Genomic DNA, 17666 nt, shown 5'->3' with positions numbered 1-17666 from the left:
TGATACTAAAATCGACGACTACTTGATTCTGTAGTCGTCGATTTTGTGTGGCTATTTGTGACAATGTGGCGGGGACTGATGAGCCTAATCAATGGCTAAATTAAGCTTACTAAAGAGCTTATCGGCGTTGACGTCATTTTTAGGAGCTCGAGAACGAATCAATGACCGATGTTGCCGGATGAGATTCCGTAAGTCATTTGGCTGAGTCAGAAGACGGAGCTTAATTTCCTGGTCAAAAGATTGCAGAAGAAGACTATTTTCAATGTTGGAGAGAGTCGCGAAACTCATAGCAAGAATCAAGGCGGCTTCACGTAAAGTTAGGCCTAACTGTTCGCGAGCGGCTTTGATTTCTGCTGGAAAGAGAAAACCGTATGTTTCACGATAGAGCTGATAGTCAGAAGTGAAATTAGTGTTAGCAGCATCTAAGGGCTCTAGGTAGGTCTCCGAATCGTGAATATCGCTTCCGGCAGGCACCCAGTATCGGTGCGTATTTTTCAGAGGGTCGCCTCCAATTTGATCTGTTTCCGTGAGTTCAATGACCGTATAGGCTAGATTGTTTCCCATAGCATCGGCGGCGGTTACGTGATCAATGATTTTCATACTATCGCCTACTTTCAATGACGTTGTTCTTTAGGATAATGCGTTTGACGACAGCAGGCGGGTGAGGTCACTGAGATCTACCTGGTAGCGTGTCGCTTGGCGTTCAATTGTTTTCTGGTAACGAGTGACGCTTGTCCGTAATTCTTGAGGGTTCTTCAGTAGGCGTAGCTTTGCGTCTTGCTTGCGTGTTTGTAAAAGGTCGTCATCTTCAATGGCAGCAAATTGTGTCTCGGAAAGTTTTAGGAGTAACGCTGTTGTCGCGCGGGATAGCCCAAGTGCCTCTCGTGCCTGACGAATTTCTTGTGGCATTAACAGATTGAATTGTTGCCGGTACAGTTGGTAGTCTGCATCCAAGTTCTCCTCAGGATTGGTGAGGGGCTCGACGTAATTTTCAGCGTTAGCGAGGTTGTCGCCGGCTGGAACCCAGTAGCGATGGGTATTCTTAATTTTTTCACCGTTAATGAGGACCACTTCTTGTAGTTCAATAATTGTGAAAGTAACGGTTTGGTTAGGGAATGAATAGATTGTTTGACCAATGATTTTAGGTGCCATCTCTTTTGCCTCCAATGTCAGTATCGCGTCCAAGTGTTATTCAACGGCTTTTCACGCGGGTGGATGGATTCTAGTTGGCTTGTTGTGTGTGATAGATCAAATTTAACGTACATATCACCGTTTAAATCACCGTCTAAAATATTTTCGATAAATTCGTAAACGGTAAATTCTGTCAGCCAGTGATGCAGAGACGGCCCCCGGTAATCATGACTGTTGGGGAGTTGGCGGACAGTAAGTCTAAGAACGGTTCTGGCACGCAGACCGCGTGAGCGCAAAAAATCAGTGGATTTCTTGTGGAGGTAAAGCGAAAGGTGTTGTTGCGCGTAATCATGTTCGATGCGCTGAATGATTTTGGTAATTGGTGGGTCGGGGTTCACGGAAATCACCTCAGAATTCAAATTAGTCGTTCTAAGGGTTAACTCCGTAAAAGGAGGCCAAATATTTTTACATATCGGCAATTAACTGTACTCGAACCTTACCATGCACTCACCCCAATAGCAACGAAACGCCACAACAAAAGCGACTAACCCCCAATCGGATTAGTCGCTTAACTGTCGTGCGTTAAATTCAATTTTTAGTGGAAGACCCGAGCAATTCCGGCAACGTATGAGCGTTGACCGTTCTTGATAGGTTGGACCATGATCCGTGGTGGCCAGCTTTCGATGACTTTGCCCTTACCCAAGTAAATGGCCACGTGCCAGATGACGTGGGTACCGGGTTCGTAGTAGAAGACCAGGTCGAGCTTTTTTGAATAGCTTGTCTGTGTTGAAGGAAGTCACTAGACCAAGGACTGCTAGTCTGTAAACTTATCTCAAAGACGACGAAACGCGACTAACCTCAGAATCAGGTTAGCCGTGTTTGATCGAACTGTGTAATCTTACTAAGATTCACTATCATTTCTATCCAGATTCAAAATAGAATTATACCGAATAGAGTTAATAGATTGTCATAGCGTGTTTGCCGTATTCCTTCTTGAAGTGTGAAATTGATTCCCAACTAATAGCACCGTGATCATACTTCATATTTTTGCCACCGGTACCGGCCTTAGCGGTTGAACTGTAGTATAAGGGATCATTGACTTTGAATTTACCATTCTTGTAGCCGACGATAACCTTGCAATGATTACGGTTCTTGTCATTGTTCTTTTGATAGGATGAGTAACCATAAAACAGGACAGGATATCCACCTTGAACGTACATCTTGATATCATTGGCGCTAGCCTTGGAGATATTTGCAGTCCGCTTAGTCCAATGATGAGAGTACTTGGTTAGTGCAGCAGCAGTGATGACGTGGCCGAAGCCGACACCTGTGTAAACATTACCTTTTTGACCGCCTTTAGTTGGTACCATTGGCAGATGATTTTGGGCATAACGTAAATTAACTTTTACACCACGGTAACGGAGCAACATGCTCATTGCAGCTGAGGCACAGCCCCAAGGAGCAAACACGGGTTTGTATTGACTGACGTAAGGAACCTTCAGAACTTTACTTGCTGTATTGGTAGCCACAGCCTTTGCGTTAACATAACCTAAGTAGGTTTTCTTCGAATTATAAAGACGGTAGTAGGTTCTACCATTACTCAACTTATACTTACCATTTGCTTTATAACCCTTGTGGAAAAGCTTATTTGAAGATGAGACCGCGTGCCAGTTGTCTTGATAAACTTTGTAGTCCTTTTTTACAAAGTGGACTTTGTGGCTGAAAGATTTCCAGGACTTACTGTCCTTAGCCGGTACCGCTTTCATTGCGGCGTTAGCAGTGAGTGGTTCTGGTGTCACTGATGGGATGCTGATACTGCTACCAACTGTGATGATAGCGAGTAAGGCTGCCCCATTGCGGAGTAGTCGTTTGCTCAGACTAGCTTTAACCATGATGGTTCCTCCTATATATGTATGTTTGTCACAGAGGTAATTATACATCAAAAATATTTGCGCGACAATATTAAATGTGTATTGGACTAACTAAGTATGTGAAATTTTGATTGTTATTTAAGTTGTTGCCAAATCTGCACGTGGCGTGTAATAATGCTGAATTCAACGAATAATTCCATATGGAATGAATTTGATTGTTTAAAGACAAACCCGTGAAAAGTGGAATAGAGCTTGATGCCATATGCTGTTAACTGGAGTTTAAATTGGAAAATTATAAGAAACGCATCAGACAAAGTATCTTACTGTATGGTCGTCTAAATTGTGCTTTGTACGGTAAACTAATAGCTATATAGGGACATAGTTTTTCTTTATGGCTAGCAGTTGAGCGAATGTTAGAAATATTAAAAGTAACGAAAGAGGGCTGCGACATTCATTATTTCAGAGAGTCGTAGCCCGTTTCATAACGCTAACGTGATTAATTCAAATAATTTCCGCACCCAAGCACGTTTTAAAATGGTTCAACGCCCAGGCATGGCCAGCAGGATCGAAGCTAGCCACCGCATCGGCGGGGATGATGAGGTGGTAGCCGAGGTTGTAAGCATCCACGGCAGTATGCAGGACGCAGATATCGGTACAAACGCCCGTAAGAATCAGGGTATCCACGTGGCGTTCGCGCAAACGCAGGTCGAGATCCGTGCCAGCAAATGAACTGTAGCGGGTCTTATCGAATTGCCACACGTTTTCCGCGGCTTGATTTTGTTCAAACCACGTCTGCACGTCGCCAAATAACTCACGGCCCCAACTGTCGCGAACGTTGTGGGGTGGGAAGAGCTTGGTTTCGGGATGGTAGGGGTCGTTCGGCGTATGGACGTCGGTTGGTAGGAGTACCCAACCGCCAGCCTGGTGCGTTTCATCGGCGAGTTTGGTGATGGCCGGTGCCAAGAGCTGTCCCGGTTGGCCACAAGTCAGTGTCCCGGTGTCCGCCACAAAATCATTGGTGTAATCGATGATCAACAAAGCTTGATTTGTCATGAAAAATCCCCCGTTTTCAATCGTTTTCACCAGTATGTCGAAGCCCACGAGGGAAGTCAAAGGATTACGCTATTTATTTTGTTATATCAACGAACGTGATGTGGAGTGATTGGGGAAGACTACGGTGTAGCTAACGGTAATTCCGTAAGTGATAACGCATTACCCTCTACCTTGTTGTGAGTTTAGTATGATTAATAGGACGAAGAGTTCCGGATGAGACTATATTGAGTTAGTTGTACATAGATGGAGGAAGCGTTGTGAAAAATATGAAACGGATTTTAATGGCCAGTTTGGCCGTTTTAGGATTAAGCATTGGCTTAGTGGGGATGACCCAGGTCGTCGGAACCAAGACGGCATCTGCCAGCGTGAAGAAACTGAGCTTGAAGCAGGCAGTGAAGTTAACGAATCACTACAACTTATTTAAAGTTGTCAGAATGGATAAGCTGAAAATTGCCAAGGATAAGCATTTTGCCGCTGGTGCGACGCGTTATAAGAAAGGCTGGAAGCTCAGTTATGCTGGCCTAGGCGGTGGTTATCGGGCTAATTTGACGTTAGTGCCTAAGGGAAGCAAACAGGTTTCTGTAACCAGAACGTACAGCGAATCATACGAACTTGGGACGACGACCAAGCACCGGACCATTGCGCGTAAACTGCCCAAGAAGGTCTGGCACAAAGGCTTCCCCAAGTTCTTACGGCATAAAGTAGCGCAAACGGCTATCACCGGAAAAAAGGGGTATCGCGGCTATTGTTTCTTCAAGTTTGGCAAGACGTATTTGTCTGAAGGCCATACGAGTGCTGGAGATAGTGGGTTACTTCATGTTTCTTACAAAAAGAGTGGTAAAAATTACTATCTAAGAGGGAAACTAGACCTTCCGACAGGTGGCAAATATACTTACAAAATTCATAAAAAGTCGAGTAAGTCCTTTACTGCAAAGAACTATTTTGATAAAAAGACGCGTACGTATCGTATGGTAAAAAAACTGACTCCTAATTATTAGGAAAAACTGGTCAGCGTTTATCAGGACGTTTCAATCCTCGTGCCCCAAAAACGACCTCAGCCCAACGCCGAGGTCGTTTTTACATCCACTCATTTCCCACCAAACTCTTGACAACTCCTAACGACTATCGTATATTATTAGTGAATTGATATTATATGTCATATAGTATTGCAAGGGAGGCAGTCACATGGCGATTCAAGTACCCACAGAGTTGTTGGACGGCAGTGTGCTGGGCCTACTCACACGCGAGGATCATTACGGTTACACGTTGACGCAGGAGGTCCGAGCGCTGATTCCCATTTCAGAATCGACCCTGTACCCAGTCCTCCGGCGGCTGAAGAAAAATGGCTGGCTGGAAACCTACGACGAACCCTTTCAGGGGCGCAATCGCCGCTACTATCGGCTAACGACGAGTGGTCGGCAGCGGCTGACCGAGATTCAGGCCGAGTGGCAGGATTTCAATCAAGCAATCACAAAGTTATTAGGGGGCAACCAAGATGAATGAGTACATTCAGACCGTGCAAAAGCTACTCGGCCAGTTAACAACGGCGGAGCAGCAGGAGGTCGTGGAATATTATCGTGAATACTTATTGGATGCCGGCATTGAGACCTACCAGCAGGCCGTGGACGAATTGGGGTCACCCCGGTCGTTGGCACGCAAAGTTCTCGCCGATTATTCCATTAAAATGACGGAACAGGCCGGCGACCACGCACAGTCACGCTCGACCGTTCAGGCGACGAAGAACAACGTGCGGACGGTCTGGCTAATTATTTTGGCCCTACTGTCAACGCCCGTGACCATTCCCATCTTAATTGTGATTGGCGGGCTTTTTCTGGCGTTTGCCGCAGTCGTCTTTAGCCTGTTTGTGGCCGCACTAGCCGTCTACCTCAGCATCATTGCGGTGGGCGTCATGGGGCTGGTCATGGGCGTTAGCACCATTTTCCAAGCGCCTTGGACCGGAATTTTCTATCTAGGAATCGGGTTCTTTGCGTTGGGGGCAAGCTGGATTGGCTGGCTAATTTTGAAATGGATCGGGAGTAAGGTTGCTTGGGCTCTGTCGTGGACGGCACAGAAGATTTATCATCGCTTCATTCCACGGAGTCGGGCAGAACGGGGGCGGAAACTATGAAACGCACAACAAAAATTGCGCTAGTTTTAGTGGTCTTGGGGGCCATTTTAATCGGCATTGGCTGGTGGAATCATGGTGACAAAGGGGTCGTGTGGTCCCACGATTCGCGGAGCTTTCAGGTCATTCGGCGTAGCAAGCTGTCTTATCAGCCCGGCGCTTACGATAAAATTGTGGTGGACGCCCAGGCGCCGGTGACCATCAAGGCCGGCAATACCGACCGGGTAACCGCCAGCTACCTGGATAATACCCAGGGGCGGCCAACGGCAACGGTTTCCAAGGGGACCCTGACTGTTCGGGGAGGACGCACCACGAAGCAAAAGAGTCAGACAATCGTTGGGTTCAGCGATGATGACTACAGTAATGGCGGTGTGTTGATCACGGTGCCACGGAATAAGCATCTGACTAGTATCGACGTCAAACGGGAGAACAGCGGCGTTTCACTACGAGACTTGACCGTCAAACAGGTGAACGTGAAGAGTTCAGATGACATCAGTCTCATGAATTTGACCGTCCAAAAGGACGTGATGGTAGCGTCCAGCGATGGGGATGTTTGGGCGAGTCAAGTCAAAGCCAATCGGCTACAGGTTACGGCGGATGACGGGGACATCGGCATCAGTGATAGTCGCTTAGCCGCAACGAACAACCAGCTGACAGCCACGGATGGGGACGTCCGGGTTTCGGAAACGAAGCTGGGTGGCGGCCATTTAGCCACGGCGGATGGCGATGTGCATTTACAAAACAATCGGCTGACTAAGACGTTAACGGCGTCGACGGATGATGGGGACATCACCGCCCATATTGCCAAGACGGCCGGTGCCAAGGTCGTGGTCAAAGACGCTGATATGGGGGATATCAAGGTCAAGGGTCACGCGCGGCACAGTGGTTATTGGTTACATCCGAATGCCACGAGTCAGTATAAACTGACCACGTCAGATGGCGATGTGACTGTCGGGACCGATTAAAAACAGGGTTGTCCATTGTGGGCAACTCTTTTTTGCTAGCTTTCACCGCTAAACGTGGTAAAATGTATGGACTGCACTAAACCGGACTAAACATCAAATTTACTTACATTAAGGAGACTTTATCGTGTCTGATTCATCTTACTGGCAAACTATTGCGGACCGCGCCAAGGCCGAAAACCGGCCGTTCTTTAGCTTGGCACCCATGGAAGCCGTGACCAACGCCATCTTCCGGCGGGTCGTGGCTAAGGCCGCTGCGCCCGACGTATTCTTCACGGAATTCACCAACGCTATCAGTGTGACCCATCCCAAGGCCAAATTTACCGTTCAGGGTCGGCTCTACGTGGCGCCAGAAGAGGCCCACATGCCGGTTGCCCAACTTTGGGGCAATGAGCCGGAGGCCTTTGAACGGGCCGCCACTGACGTTAAGGAGCGCGGCTATGAGGCCATTGACCTGAACATGGGTTGTCCGGACGCAACCGTGATCAAGAACCACGGTGGGAGTGATCTGATCCGCAACTTTGAGACCGCGGGCGCTGTGATTGCGGCAACCAAGACGGCGGGCTTGCCCGTTAGTGTGAAGACGCGGTTGGGCTACAGTCGTCTGGATGAATGGCGTGACTGGTTGACCTTCCTGCTCCAACAGGACATTCCGTTGTTAACGATTCACCTGCGGACCAAGAAGGAAATGAGCCGCGTGCCGGCACACTTCGAGCTGATCGACGACATCGTGAAGCTGCGCGATGAAGTCGCTCCCGACACCCTGTTACAACTCAACGGGGACATCGAAACCTACCAACAAGGCTGCCAGATTGCCCAGGAACATCCCGGCGTCGATGGTATCATGATTGGACGGGGCATCTTTGCCAGTCCATTCGCCTTTGAAAAGGAACCCAAGGAACACGACATCAAGGAGCTGTTGGGCCTGTTGAACTATCAACTCGACCTGTACGACGACTTCGAAAAACGCTTCGATACGTCGCGGTTCCCCTCACTCAAGCGGTTCTTCAAGATTTACGTCCGTAACCAGCGCAACGCCGCTAGCCTGCGGAATGCCATGATGGAGACCCACTCCACGGATGAGGTTCGCCAGTTGTTGGCGGATTCGGAATTTACCGATTAGATTTTAAAAATGAAGACACCACTCACCATCAGCCAGTTATGCGGTTTGATGATGGGCGGTGTCTTTTTAAATTAAATCTAATTGCGTTAGGCCGGTTTGGATGGCAGCAGCCTGCAAGGGCCCCTGCGCGACAATCCGACCAGCGTCGACAATCACGATTTCATCGGCGAAGGCAAATAATTGCGCGTCATACTGGTGGGTGATAGTGACCCACGCGGCGGTGGCTGGTCGTGTCAGTAAACCGACCATGTCGTGGGCCGTGCGGGGATCCAGACCGGTCAGCGGTTCATCGAAGAAGGTGAGTCCGTGGGGATGCAGGAGGAGGCGTGCCATGGCCAACCGCTTCTTTTCGCCACCGGACAGCGTGTTGCCCTGCGCACTGACGACCTGTTGTTGGCCAGTGGTTGTGGCATAAGCGTCCAGACCCACCGCTGTCAGTACCCGGTTCACCTGGTTGTCGGTAATTTGCGGGTCGTAGAGCGTGAGATTCTGGTGGATGGTATCGTTAAAAATGTAGCTGTTTTGTTCCAACAGGCCAACCTGAGCGGAGACGGTTGCCGGCGCCAGCGTGGTGAGGTCCTGACCGTTGAGCCACAACGTCCCGGTAAAGGTCGTTTGCGGACTGAGCGGCAGGTTGAGCAAGGTTGATTTGCCACTGCCGCTCTTGCCCACGACCAACACGTGTTGATCCGCCGCGAAGGTTAGCGAGACATTTTGCAAGATGGGCTGGTCGGCCAAGTGTAGGGAGACATCCTGGTAGGCTAAGGTCCGAAAGGCTGATGGTGCTTTCGACGGCGCTGCTATCGTTTGTTCAGTCAATGCTGGAGCCAACGTCTTCGCAGCTTCGCGACCACCAACGATATCGGCCAGCAAACCCGAAGCGGATTGAATCGGTTCCGCGATGAAAATCATCAATTGGGAAAAGGCGACTAACTGGCCCAGGGTCACGGCCTTGTGCATGACGAAATAGATGCCGACAATCCAGGTGCCCAGGTACAGCACATTATCCAATAACTGACTGAGACCACCGACTTGTTTACGCTTGAGCTGGTCACGGTTTTGCGCTGCCAGTAGTTGTTGGTTCTTGGTTTGAAACCGGCGAAGCAATCGGCGTTCCAGGTGGAAGAGTTGCGCGGTCCGGAGCCCGTTGAGCAGGTCCTGGAGTTGGTGCGTGTATTGTTCGCCGGCCGCTAAGATATGTTGCTTGTTGGTTGCCAGGAGACGCTTTTGGAGAAAGGGCAGGGCCAACGCGGGAAGGCACAGCAACACGATGATCAGACTCAAAACCGGTTGAATCAGGACGGATAATGTCAGGGCAATCACAAGCTGACAAATTTGCTTGTAGGCGTTCACGCTGCCCTGCAGGTAATCGCTATGGAGTACGTCAACGGTGGTCGTGAACGTATTATTGTAATGGGTCGTCAGCTGTTGGCGGTCGTGACTGACCCCGGTATTTTGGTGCAAAAATTGTTGCATGAGGCGATTACGAACACCGAAAATGATGCGGTTCAAGACGACCTGTTCCGTGTAGGCTTCAACGAAGTAGGTCAGCGAATCTACCAGAATGTAGCTAACGACAATGGCAAATAACATACCATAGGCCAAGCTGCCGTGGCCCGTCACGGAATCCGTAATCAGTTGGAGCAAGTAGGAGACGGCAATTTCAATGGCGGAGGCGCAGGGGATGAGTAACAACAGGACCAGGGTAAGTTTGCCAGCTAGTCGGAAGTATTTGGATAAGAGCATTGGATGAACCTCCACAACGAATCAATTTAAAAATTAGTTATTTTCTAATTATACACTAATCGTAATCTAATGTGACAACTAATTGGTCAAGCGGGTGAAATTAATAAGCGGTAAGACAAATTCCTACCGGCACCGTCCCTAGAAGTGGTACTTTATAGGTAAATACTCGGGAGGGTGACGACGGCATGGCACAGATGACGCTCACAGAAAAAATTGCAGGTAACGTTGCGCGTTCGGTAAATCCTTTAGGGCTGCAACAAATGATGGCCCAACAGATTGCGACGGTTACGAAACAGGGGACGTACGCGGGGGCCAAACACGCGTTGATTTTGGGTGGCTCCTCCAGCTATGGGCTAGCCAGTCGGCTCACGGCGGCGTTTGGCATGGGCGCGGCGACACTGTCCGTCGGGTACGAACGCCCACCACGGTCGGACTTTTTGGGAACGGCCGGTTGGTGGAATCAGATTTTCTTCAAGCAGATAGCGGAAAAAGCAGGCTTGTTGGCAGAAAATTTGAACGCCGACGTCTTCTTACCGGAAACCAAGCGCGCAGTCATTCAGGCCATCAAGGCCGATTTCGGTGGCAAAATTGATCTCCTGGTCTACTCGATTGCTGCGCCCAAACGAAAAAATCCGGTGAATCCTGATGAGGCTTGGCGCTCCGTCATCAAGCCGTTGGGCGCGCCACTCACGGATTACACGTTGGACCTGGAACACGAAAAACTTGTCGAAACCACGTTGGCACCCGCGACGGCAGCGGAAGTCGCCGCGACCAACCACGTGATGGGCGGTGAGGACTGGGAACTCTGGGTCCACGCGCTACAGGCGGCCGGGGTCCTGGCCGACAATTTCAAAACGATTCTCTATTCCTACGAGGGTCCCCGGGTCACAGCGCCCATCTATCACGATGGCACGTTGGGCCAGGCCAAGCGGGCAGCTGAAGCCAGCGGGCGGCGTTTACAGGCCGAGTTGGCAGCGCTGGGCGGGGAAGCGCTGGTCAGCGTCAACCGTTCCGTGACGACCAAGGCGTCCGTGGTGATTCCGGGATTTTCCCGCTACTGCATGGCGCTCTACCGGGTCGAACAGGACCGTGGCGGCCATGAACAACCCATCGACCACATTGACCGGTTATTTCGGGACATGGTCTACGGCACCCACCGTGAAGTGGATAGCCGCGGGCGTTTGCGCCCGGATGCACGGGAATTGTCACCAGCAATCCAGGACGTGGTCGAGGCGGTTTTGCCGCAAATCACGCCGGCCAATTTCACCCCGGACTTTCCTGGCTACCAACAATTTCGGCAGGAGTTTCGTCAGCTAAACGGATTCGGTGTCGCTGGGGTGCCGAACGTGATGGATCCGGATGAATTTACAAAATTATCGTTTTAATAAGAGATTGATGAGAACGACACGGCTAGTGGTGTCGTTTTTCTGTGTGGTGCGAGAGCGGTTTAACCTGTGAAATACCGGGATTAGTCGGGGGCTTAGCGTCAAATTAGCGTCATCAGGCCCAGAAAAAAGTTCACGCGAACGATTGCTTTTTGCTAGGGAATTGGGGCAAAAAGGTCTATAATACTTAGCAGTTTCTAGTGGCGTTAAAGGGCTTTAGGACGCGGCTAGTTGAAATCGATTGAGGAGAAAATTTAACTTATGACACCATCAATTCAGATTATATTTGCCAGTCAATCTGGTCGCAACCGGGCCATTGCTGGCCACGTGCAAGCGCAACTGGCGTCCCGGGCACAGACCGTGATTACTGAGATTTCACAGGCCAACGCCTTTGATTTAGCGGCGAACGATGCCATTATTGTGATTAGCTATACCTTCCACGACGGCGACTTACCGGACGAGGCCCAGGACTTCTTTGAGGATTTAAAAGAAGTTGATTTGGCACGAACCAAGTTTGCCGTCCTGGGTTCCAGTTCGAAGAAGCACATCCACTTTGGCCGGGCCGTCGACTACCTCACTATCCAGCTGAATTCCAGCAACGGTGAACAGGTCGCCGACTCAGTCAAGATTGACCAGGATCCAGACGATTCAGACTGGACTCGCGTCGACGCACTAGCCGCCCAAGTGTTAGCTAGCCTGCAGGTTTAGATTGTATTAAAGGTGCCACCTGCGGCCTCCAGGCACTCCGGCTCTTGATTGTGGGGTTACTCCCACGTTAGCCGTGAGAGCAGCGGAAATTCGAGAAATACTGTGCTTGGATGCGTAACACCAGTGCCAGTTCCGAGGCAGTGAAAATGAAGGGTCAATGTTAGTGACCAGAGGCAGGCCAAGGTGTTCAGCTGTGTCGGTGGTCTTAGTTGAGTGGATTTCTCAACTTAGAGCACGGGACGTCCTTGGAAACTCACGGTTTTGGTGAGGTTTCAAGGCGAGGTGAAGGACCGTTTCTCAGGCCGGAACCGGGCCCCACAGCAGGGCACCATGAGCCCGCCGGCGGGAACGAATTTGACCACAATCTCATTTTCACCGTCCCGGAGGCGCTGACAAAGACTGGTTTACCCACCCGCACAAAGCACCAACCAATGTAAGATAAAATTTAAGATGAGGTGAGACCACCATGTATTTACGGAAAGCAAAGATTGAAGAATTAGACCTAGTTTGTGACATTATCGAAGACGGCAAGAAGCAACTCGCTGACGCCGGGATCGACCAATGGCAAAACGAATACCCTAACCGCAACGTGATCAAGGGGGATATTGAAGACGGCCGAGCAGTGATTTACAACAGTGATGACCACGAAACGTTGGGCGTTGCCGCTGTGATTGAAGCGCCAGACCACGCCTACGACACCTTGCAGGGTGAATGGCAAAAGGATACCGATAAGTACGTGACAGTCCACCGGGTAGCTATCTTCTCCCATCACCAAGGAAAAGGGTATGCCTCACAATTGTTCCGCGACTTATTCGACTACATCGCAAAGAATCATCCAGATGCTGAAACGATTCGGATCGACACGCACCGGGACAATGCCAAGATGCAACATTTAATTGAAAAATTTGGGTTCGTCAAGGCCGGGCAAATCGTTGGCGTTTACCATCCAGACGACGTTTGCTTTGTTTACGAGAAGGTTTTGTAAAAAGTTTCGTGAAGACCGTTACCGGCACACCGCCGCTAACGGCCTTTTTTGTATACAGGTCAGATTGAAACAACACTAATTTTGCGGCATACTTGAAAATAGAATTAACAAACATACGGATTTTTTGCATAAAAAAAGATTGCGAAAAGACCCTAAATCAGGTAACCTTTTCTCATGAAGTTTTAATCATACATGTTTGTGTTCGTTAACTAGTGCCAAACTTATTTATAAGTTGGCAGATAGCAACGAGATTATTGTTCATTAAATGAAACGCTTATGTACGGGTTAAACCAGTGTGAGCCGCAGGGAGGGTGAAAATGAGCTTAGCCGTGGGAATTGCCTTAGTGGCGTAAGCCGCTTAGGCAATTGATATCTTTGAGACTCGCTTTTCAGAGGCTCAAAGTAAGTCTGGAGACCGCTCTTTGGCTCCAGACGTTCGCCCACAGCGGACCGGTCTCATTTTCACCCTCCCGGAGGCGTAAACAGAACCAGTTTAACCCGAACCAAGCGTGATCATATGTACAGAAAGAAGGAATTAGATTGCAGAGAAAACTAAGTGCCCGTCAAATGCAGATGATTGCGTTGGGCGGTACAATCGGCGTTGGATTATTTATGGGGTCTGGTTCCACAATCAAGTGGACGGGACCTTCCGTCCTTATCGCGTATATTATTTCAGGAGTTTTCTTATACTTAATTATGCGGGCGTTGGGCGAAATGCTTTACGTTCACCCCACAACCGGCTCGTTCGCAACGTTTGCGTCTGAATACATGCACCCCGTCTTTGGGTTCCTGACCGCCTGGAGTAACATCTTCCAGTTCATCGTGGTCGGCATGAGTGAAATGATTGCGCTGGGCGGGTATTTCCGCTTCTGGTGGCCCAACCTACCGGACTGGATCCCCGGCCTGGTCGCCATCACGTTCCTCTGTATCGCCAACCTGATCTCCGTGAAAATGTTCGGGGAACTGGAATTCTGGTTTGCCCTGATTAAAGTGGTCACGATTATTTTAATGATCATTGCCGGCTTGGGGGTCATCCTGTTTGGCTTTGGGAATGGCGGTCACGCGGTTGGTATCAGTAACTTGTGGAGTCACGGTGGCTTCTTCACCGGTGGGGCCAAGGGCTTCATTTACGCGTTGGCCATCGTGTTGGCGTCGTATCAAGGTATCGAGTTGATTGGGGTCACGGCCGGTGAAGCCGAGAACCCGCAACACACCTTGGTCGCCGCGATTCGTTCGACGGTTGCCCGGATTTTAATTTTCTACGTGGGCGCAATCTTTGTGATTGTGGCCATCTATCCGTGGAACCAATTGAACCAAATTGGCTCACCATTCGTTCAAACGTTTGCTAAGATTGGGATTACGGCAGCGGCTTCCATCATCAACTTCGTGGTTGTGACGGCCGCGCTGTCCGGGTCTAACTCCGGCATCTACAGTGCCAGCCGGATGGCCTTTACCTTGGCGGACAAGGGTCAGCTGCCCCGAAAGGTCACGCTGCTTAACCGTCATGGGGTGCCATTTTACTCCGTCATCGCGATTTCCTTGGGGATTGCGATTGGGGTGGTCTTAAACGTGGTGCTACCGATGTTCTTCAAGGATGCGAGCCAAATCTTCGTCATGGTTTACAGTTCCAGTGTCCTGCCCGGCATGGTGCCATGGTTCGTGATTTTGATCAGTGAAATCGAGTTCCGCAAGCAAAATCCGAAGGAAATGGCCAACCATCCATTTAAGATGCCGTTTGCGCCATGGTCGAACTACATCACGCTGGTCTTCTTGGCCATTACACTGATCTTCATGTTCCTGAACCCAGAAACGCGGGTATCCATCTTGGTTGGGGTGGTCTTCTTGGCCATCATGACCATCATCTACTTCCGCAAGTACCAGCCACGGGAAAAGGCTGCGGCTAAGAAATAACTGGGTTTAACGCCTCCGTCAGCCAGGCACGCCGCCTGCTATGGGGAACGACTAACGCCACCGACACAGCTGGCTCTGTGCCTGGCTGACTCCGGCGATGACAATCTGTGTGTCGTTAGCAGCGACAGTTTCACTGTAAGTTTAATAAAATTAAATGTGTATTGGGGCCCAGTTCAGTAGTTATGGACTGGGCCTTTCTATGTGCTTAGATGGCTGATTAACCTTTTAATTCACCGCAAGGTTGCGGTATGATACAGTAACTGAGGAAAAAAGGTCAGCACGATTCCGCACTACCAACAACGAGTTAGGGCAACCGAATCACAATAAGAATGTTGACCATCTATACCGCCACCAGCGACGAATATGACCAGCGCCTGCTTTGGGTTTTCCAAACCAGAGTAGACATAACGCCCAATCAGAGCCGGAGGAAGCCAGGACGGAGCCAGCTGTGTCGAGGGTGTTAGTCGGCGTTTCTGAGCCGGCTTACAGCCTGGGACGACTTTGGAAACTCGCGAATTTCAGCGAGGTTTCAAAGCGAGGTGGAGGACCGCCCCTCAGGCCGGAACCGGGCCCCACAGCAGGCGTAGTCCTGGAAGCCGCAGGCGGCCAATTACACACGCACTTGACCTTAAGCACTAACACAACAAAAAAGGAAAACCCCAAAGAAGGAGCAAAAGAATATGAGTCGACCAGGGAATTACGGCAAATCGAGTCGTCTAAAACAATTACGCCAGCTAAAGCGCCGCAAACAGCGCCAGGCCGGCAACGTCATCGACTGGCAACAGGTAGAGGACTTTCTCCTCGGCCGTTACCATTTGACCCAGGGCAGCAAGCGCTCACCCTTAGTGGACGCCACCGTTCAGCGCTTTTTCAGTGAATGGCTGACCACTGTACTGGCGCAAGGTGAGTCACAGGTGCAGTGGGACATTGCGTCCACCACGGCCACCACGTTGAAGCGGATTGGCAATCAGGTGCCGTGGCAATTTTACGGCGTCCTGCTGGGACAGGTGATGAACTGGCAAAAGTTCCTGTTGCGAGAGGGACCAGCCGTGCCACTGACCACGCGCCGACAAATCGTGAAGCCCCTGACGGCGACGGCGTATGCGGCCCTGGTGGCCGACCAACTGGCCGTGAACTTACTAACTGTCATGGCAACGCCCATCACGCCCGAACAACCGGAGCGGCTGACGCAGAGTTTCTTCCACGATGGCCAGGTACAATGGCCCGCAGTCGACGCCCTGTTTAGTCCCTTGGGGTATCAGATTCAGGGAACCCCGGATGACACCACTCGTGAATGGTTAAACGGGTTGTTGGCCTTAACCGTGGCCGACTTCCATCATTAAACGACTAGGTACGAAAGGCCGGCTTAAAGCTGGTCTTTTTATTTGGAACCGGTTATCATCATTAGTGAATCAAGCAATTGGCTACTAAAGGAATTATTTAGTAAGACCGTCGGCGGACCAAGTGGCCGACACGGAACAAGTTAGGTAATCAACTTACGGGTGGCTCAGCCATTACCGGGGCTATTCGTTTACTCTAAAACTGGTAATCATGAGACTATGATTGATGGGTAATGGGTTTAAAGCCAGTTTGTCAGCAGGTCCCCCTCAATGATAGCAACAGTCGGTGAGGGGCACGGCAACAGGCCTAACTGATTAACGGGACGGCAACTCATCTATCCCAAACGTATGCGCGGAGTAGTTAGAAAATAACTGCAAATGTTAGCGACCAGAGGCGGGCCAAACCGCTCAGTTGTGTCGCTGGTCTAAGCTGAGGTTTTTCACTCAGCTTAGAGCAGGGGATGACCCTTGAGACCGTTCTTCAGGCTCAAAGTCAAGGTGGAAGCCCGTCCCACAGGCTGGAACCGGCCCCACAATAGGGCGGTTTGAGCCCGCCGCCGGGAACGAACCATTTGCTAATCGTTATTTTCAAAGCAGCCCGGAGATCGTAGGACTAACTTTTAGAGGAGTGAGTATGATGACTCGCAGATTAAAGGTTTCGCTGCTGAGTAGCCTAGCGATTCTAGGCCTCGGGATTGGCTTTGCCGGTGCGCTTCCAGCTGCAGCGGCAACTACCGATACCAGCAGTAGCAGCGACAGTAGTAGCAGTTCATCTGCCACTACCATGGAAAACACGACAACGTCTGCAGACTTTACCATGGATCCAAACGCAGCTGTTTCACTGGATAGTGCCCCAAACATTAGCTTTGGGAGCAACCCAGCACCTAACGGCAAGGTCAACGGGAATTACTTCTCAACGACCGTCGACAATCCGCTTGAGGTTTCTAATCCTGGGGTAGCCACTGGGTGGAGCGTTCAGTTAAAGAACACGCCATTCACGGATACCGCGGGCGATACCTTGAACGGTGCTGTTCTGAGTTTAGGTGACGCGAGCGTAGATGCAGCCAACGAGGGCAACCCTTCGGCCACACCAATTGCGACGATTTCGCCGCTCGAGGGTGGCAGCATCAATCAGTTAGTCTTCGCCGCTGAAGCCAAGGGTGGCTTAGGTGTGTGGGACGCGACCTATGCCCCAGCCAAAGTTAACTTGACGGTTCCCGCTGGGCAACTTCCTGGGGACTACACCTCAACGCTGACGTGGCAGCTGAGTGAGACGCCACAATGATGATGGCTGACCGGTAGTTAATTTGGTGACTGAGGGGGAGT

Annotated in this window: 16 protein-coding genes and 1 pseudogene; 11 read left to right on the top strand and 6 right to left on the bottom strand. The window is 50.3% G+C overall.

What is annotated here, in order from left to right:
* Window positions 1–84 precede the first annotated feature (84 nt).
* The 5 genes and pseudogenes from JUF13_RS03260 to JUF13_RS03240 form a co-directional block, all read right to left on the bottom strand.
* Window positions 85–600, bottom strand: coding sequence for a helix-turn-helix domain-containing protein (locus tag JUF13_RS03260; protein WP_203637691.1), 516 nt, complete (start codon window positions 598–600; stop codon window positions 85–87).
* A gap of 30 nt (window positions 601–630) precedes the next feature.
* Window positions 631–1152: a hypothetical protein gene (locus JUF13_RS03255; RefSeq protein ID WP_203637690.1), complete on the bottom strand. Its 522-nt coding sequence runs from the start codon at window positions 1150–1152 to the stop codon at window positions 631–633.
* A gap of 574 nt (window positions 1153–1726) precedes the next feature.
* Window positions 1727–1894 (bottom strand): annotated as a pseudogene (locus JUF13_RS03250) (peptidoglycan endopeptidase); the annotation flags it as partial.
* 193 nt (window positions 1895–2087) lie between these two features.
* On the bottom strand, window positions 2088–3023 hold the full coding sequence (locus tag JUF13_RS03245; RefSeq protein WP_225893643.1) for a C39 family peptidase: 936 nt from the start codon (window positions 3021–3023) through the stop codon (window positions 2088–2090).
* A gap of 480 nt (window positions 3024–3503) precedes the next feature.
* Complete coding sequence (locus tag JUF13_RS03240) at window positions 3504–4055, bottom strand: cysteine hydrolase family protein (RefSeq protein WP_203637689.1); 552 nt, start codon at window positions 4053–4055, stop codon at window positions 3504–3506.
* Between the two features lie 257 nt (window positions 4056–4312).
* Between JUF13_RS03240 and JUF13_RS03235 the strand changes: the two genes are divergently transcribed.
* The 5 genes from JUF13_RS03235 (at window position 4313) to JUF13_RS03215 (ending at window position 8265) form a co-directional block, all read left to right on the top strand.
* Complete coding sequence (locus JUF13_RS03235; RefSeq protein WP_203637688.1) at window positions 4313–5053, top strand: hypothetical protein; 741 nt, start codon at window positions 4313–4315, stop codon at window positions 5051–5053.
* 187 nt (window positions 5054–5240) lie between these two features.
* Window positions 5241–5558: a PadR family transcriptional regulator gene (locus tag JUF13_RS03230; protein ID WP_203637687.1), complete on the top strand. Its 318-nt coding sequence runs from the start codon at window positions 5241–5243 to the stop codon at window positions 5556–5558.
* Window positions 5551–6183 carry a DUF1700 domain-containing protein gene (locus JUF13_RS03225; RefSeq protein ID WP_203637686.1) on the top strand — a complete coding sequence of 211 codons (633 nt, stop codon included), beginning with the start codon at window positions 5551–5553 and terminating at the stop codon, window positions 6181–6183. Before JUF13_RS03230 ends, JUF13_RS03225 begins: the two co-directional genes overlap by 8 nt.
* Window positions 6180–7145: a DUF4097 family beta strand repeat-containing protein gene (locus tag JUF13_RS03220; protein ID WP_203637685.1), complete on the top strand. Its 966-nt coding sequence runs from the start codon at window positions 6180–6182 to the stop codon at window positions 7143–7145. Before JUF13_RS03225 ends, JUF13_RS03220 begins: the two co-directional genes overlap by 4 nt.
* Window positions 7146–7269: 124 nt before the next feature.
* Entirely contained in the window at window positions 7270–8265 is a 996-nt protein-coding gene (locus tag JUF13_RS03215) for a tRNA dihydrouridine synthase (RefSeq protein WP_203637684.1), read from the top strand.
* A 66-nt stretch (window positions 8266–8331) separates the two neighbouring features.
* Here JUF13_RS03215 and JUF13_RS03210 read toward each other — a convergent pair whose 3' ends face one another.
* A complete protein-coding gene (locus tag JUF13_RS03210; protein ID WP_203637683.1) occupies window positions 8332–10011 on the bottom strand; it encodes an ATP-binding cassette domain-containing protein in 1680 nt (559 codons plus the stop codon).
* A 185-nt stretch (window positions 10012–10196) separates the two neighbouring features.
* Here JUF13_RS03210 and JUF13_RS03205 point away from each other — a divergent pair, with 185 nt between their 5' ends.
* The 6 genes from JUF13_RS03205 (at window position 10197) to JUF13_RS03180 (ending at window position 17625) form a co-directional block, all read left to right on the top strand.
* On the top strand, window positions 10197–11396 hold the full coding sequence (locus tag JUF13_RS03205; RefSeq protein ID WP_225893644.1) for a trans-2-enoyl-CoA reductase family protein: 1200 nt from the start codon (window positions 10197–10199) through the stop codon (window positions 11394–11396).
* Window positions 11397–11657: 261 nt separating this feature from the next.
* A complete protein-coding gene (locus JUF13_RS03200) occupies window positions 11658–12104 on the top strand; it encodes a flavodoxin domain-containing protein (protein ID WP_203637682.1) in 447 nt (148 codons plus the stop codon).
* A gap of 466 nt (window positions 12105–12570) precedes the next feature.
* The gene (locus JUF13_RS03195; RefSeq protein WP_203637681.1) at window positions 12571–13089 is read left to right on the top strand and encodes a GNAT family N-acetyltransferase; all 519 of its coding nucleotides are present in this window, start codon (window positions 12571–12573) and stop codon (window positions 13087–13089) included.
* Window positions 13090–13629: 540 nt separating this feature from the next.
* Complete coding sequence (locus JUF13_RS03190; protein WP_203637680.1) at window positions 13630–15000, top strand: amino acid permease; 1371 nt, start codon at window positions 13630–13632, stop codon at window positions 14998–15000.
* A gap of 680 nt (window positions 15001–15680) precedes the next feature.
* Window positions 15681–16343 (top strand): hypothetical protein, encoded by a 663-nt coding sequence (locus JUF13_RS03185; protein ID WP_203637679.1) that lies wholly within the window; start codon window positions 15681–15683, stop codon window positions 16341–16343.
* 634 nt (window positions 16344–16977) lie between these two features.
* On the top strand, window positions 16978–17625 hold the full coding sequence (locus tag JUF13_RS03180) for a WxL domain-containing protein (protein WP_203637678.1): 648 nt from the start codon (window positions 16978–16980) through the stop codon (window positions 17623–17625).
* Window positions 17626–17666: the final 41 nt, after the last annotated feature.

The sequence above is a fragment of the Levilactobacillus wangkuiensis genome (assembly GCF_016861605.1).
In the GTDB taxonomy this organism is placed as follows: Bacteria; Bacillota; Bacilli; order Lactobacillales; family Lactobacillaceae; genus Levilactobacillus; species Levilactobacillus wangkuiensis.
This window is presented reverse-complemented; position numbering and strand designations above follow the sequence as displayed.